We start from the raw sequence: 2,283 nt of genomic DNA, 5'->3' as shown, positions 1-2,283 counted from the left end.
AATAAAGTGGTATTCAGCTGTTGTTCCAGACAATTCATGGCCCGGGTAATATTAGGCTGGCTGTTGTTTAACGCCTGGGCCGCCTTGGTAAAGTTGTGGTATTTTGCCACATAATAAAAGATCTTATAATACTCGAAATTAACGTCCATAATATTTTTTCTTTTTTGACATGTCATATATTTATTTCAGCCATATCAATTATATCTTTTACTTATTACTACGTCAAGCGTATTATGTACTCGAACAAAAAAGAACGCTGTTGTAGGGCAAAAAGCGGTTTATTGTAATAGGAAAACAGCAGCCCGACCAGTTTTCAAAGGAGGAACAAATGCTTACAGCAGTAACCGGTATTAACTGGGGCGATGAAGGAAAAGGACGTGTGATCGATCTTCTTGCAGAGCAGGCAGATGTGGTTGTCCGCTACCAGGGCGGAAACAATGCAGGTCACACAGTGGTAACCACCCAGGGCAAATTCGTTTTAAATCTTCTCCCCTCTGGTATTTTACATCCAGGTGTGGTGTGCGTCCTCGGGGACGGAATGGTGGTTGACCTGGAACATCTTTCCCAGGAGATCCATGAAATAGAGAAAAAAGGAATCCGGGTAACACCGGATCATCTGAAACTTTCAAAACGTGCTACAGTCTCCATGCCATGGCATAAGGTGCAGGATGAGTTAGAAGAAAACAGACTTGCAAAGACAGGAAGTGCCTTTGGCTCTACCCGCCGTGGAATCGCCTATGCATACAGTGACAAGTACCGTAAAAAAACACTTCGCCTGGGAGATCTCCTTCATTTAAAAGAGGATTCCGTAAAAGCCAGATTAAAAACCATGCTGGAGGCAAAGAACCTGGAGCTTGCAGGCTGTTATCATCAGGAGCCAATGTCCTACCCTGCACTCCTTACCTGGTGTGAGGAACAGGCTGAACTGTTTGGTCCCTATATTGCAGACACCGGGGAATATCTGGAACAGGCAGTGTCAGAGGGCAAAAAGGTGGTACTGGAAGCCCAGCTTGGAGCCATGAGGGACATTGATTACGGTATTTTCCCCTATACCTCAAGTTCCTCTACCATTTCTGCCTATGGTCCCATTGGTGCCGGAATCCCTGGAAAATCCCTGGATCACGTAATTGGCGTTTTAAAAGCGTATTCCACCTGTGTTGGCGCAGGTCCTTTTGTGGCAGAACATGCCATGTCCGATGACTGGGAAGAAGCGTTGCGGAAAGCTGGCGGTGAATATGGTGCTGCCACCGGTCGTCCCAGAAGGATAGGTCCCTTTGATGCCGTAGCCAGCCGCTATGGGTTAAAATGCCAGAATGCAGATAAGATCGCGTTGACAAAAATGGATGTCTTAAGTTCCATGAAAGAGATTCCTGTGATCACAGGCTATAAACGTGACGGTGTTATAGTAACCGATTTTGATCCTATGGATGAACTGGATAGTTATACCTCTGTAGTAGAAATGCTTCCAGGATGGAAATGCGATATTTCGGGCTGCCGGACCTATGAAGAGCTTCCGGAGAATGCAAAAGCTTACATTCGTATCCTGGAGCAGCTTCTGAACCATGAAATCCAGTTTATTTCCGTCGGAGCCAGACGGGATCAGTTTTTAACAAAAGGAGCCTGGTTATGAGACATTTGATCGATCCACTTGATTTTACCCTTGAAGAAACTACAAAAGTTCTGGATCTGGCTGACCGCATTGCAGAAAGTCCAGAAGTGTACAGCCATGTGGCAGATGGGAAAAAGATTGCCACTCTTTTTTACGAACCAAGTACCAGAACCCGTCTTTCCTTTGAATCTGCCATGTTAAGCCTTGGCGGAAAATCCCTTGGCTTTGCAGGTGCTGAACAGTCCAGTGCCACAAAAGGAGAAACGGTAGCCGATACTGCCCGGGTGGTAAGCTGCTATGCAGATATCATTGCAATGCGGCATCCCAAGGAAGGCGCTCCCCTTCGCGCTTCCATGTATGCCACAGTGCCGGTAATCAATGCCGGGGATGGCGGACATAATCATCCTACCCAGACATTAATCGACCTTATGACCATCCGCCAGAGAAAAGGTCATCTGGATCACCTGACAGTTGGTTTTTGCGGTGACTTGAAATTTGGAAGAACCGTACACTCCCTTGTAAACAGTCTGGTACGTCATCCAGAAAATGAGTTTTACTTCATCTCCCCGGAAGAGCTTAAAATCCCGGATTACGTAATTGAAGAGACCTTAAAGCCTAACCATTCTTTTTACAAAGAGGTTACCAGCCTGGAGGAAACACTTCCCAAACTGGAC

At 46.1% G+C, this 2,283-nt stretch carries 3 protein-coding genes; 2 read left to right on the top strand and 1 reads right to left on the bottom strand.

The window, feature by feature from the left end; genetic code table 11:
• Window positions 1-149: LysR family transcriptional regulator (locus ACESTK_RS20380; protein ID WP_373120624.1), on the bottom strand; the 149-nt coding region annotated here is incomplete at its 3' end.
• 179 nt (window positions 150-328) lie between these two features.
• On the opposite strand from ACESTK_RS20380, the gene ACESTK_RS20375 reads away from it, so the two are divergent.
• Together ACESTK_RS20375 and ACESTK_RS20370 are read left to right on the top strand one after the other, a co-directional pair.
• A complete protein-coding gene (locus tag ACESTK_RS20375) occupies window positions 329-1,630 on the top strand; it encodes an adenylosuccinate synthase (RefSeq protein ID WP_118584206.1) in 1,302 nt (433 codons plus the stop codon).
• On the top strand, window positions 1,627-2,283 hold a 657-nt coding region (locus tag ACESTK_RS20370; protein ID WP_373120623.1), incomplete at its 3' end, for an aspartate carbamoyltransferase. The genes ACESTK_RS20375 and ACESTK_RS20370, both read left to right, overlap by 4 nt.

Source organism: Ruminococcus sp. Marseille-P328, from assembly GCF_964249465.1.
Classification (GTDB): Bacteria; Bacillota; Clostridia; order Lachnospirales; family Lachnospiraceae; genus Blautia_A; species Blautia_A faecis.
Note: the sequence above shows the minus strand (reverse complement) of the source record. Positions and strands in the feature narration are given on the sequence as shown.

Bases quoted from the DNA above. Each gene is read 5' to 3' on its own strand.
- ACESTK_RS20375 (WP_118584206.1), top strand. From the start codon at position 329: ATGCTTACAGCAGTAACCGGTATTAACTGGGGCGATGAAGGAAAAGGA.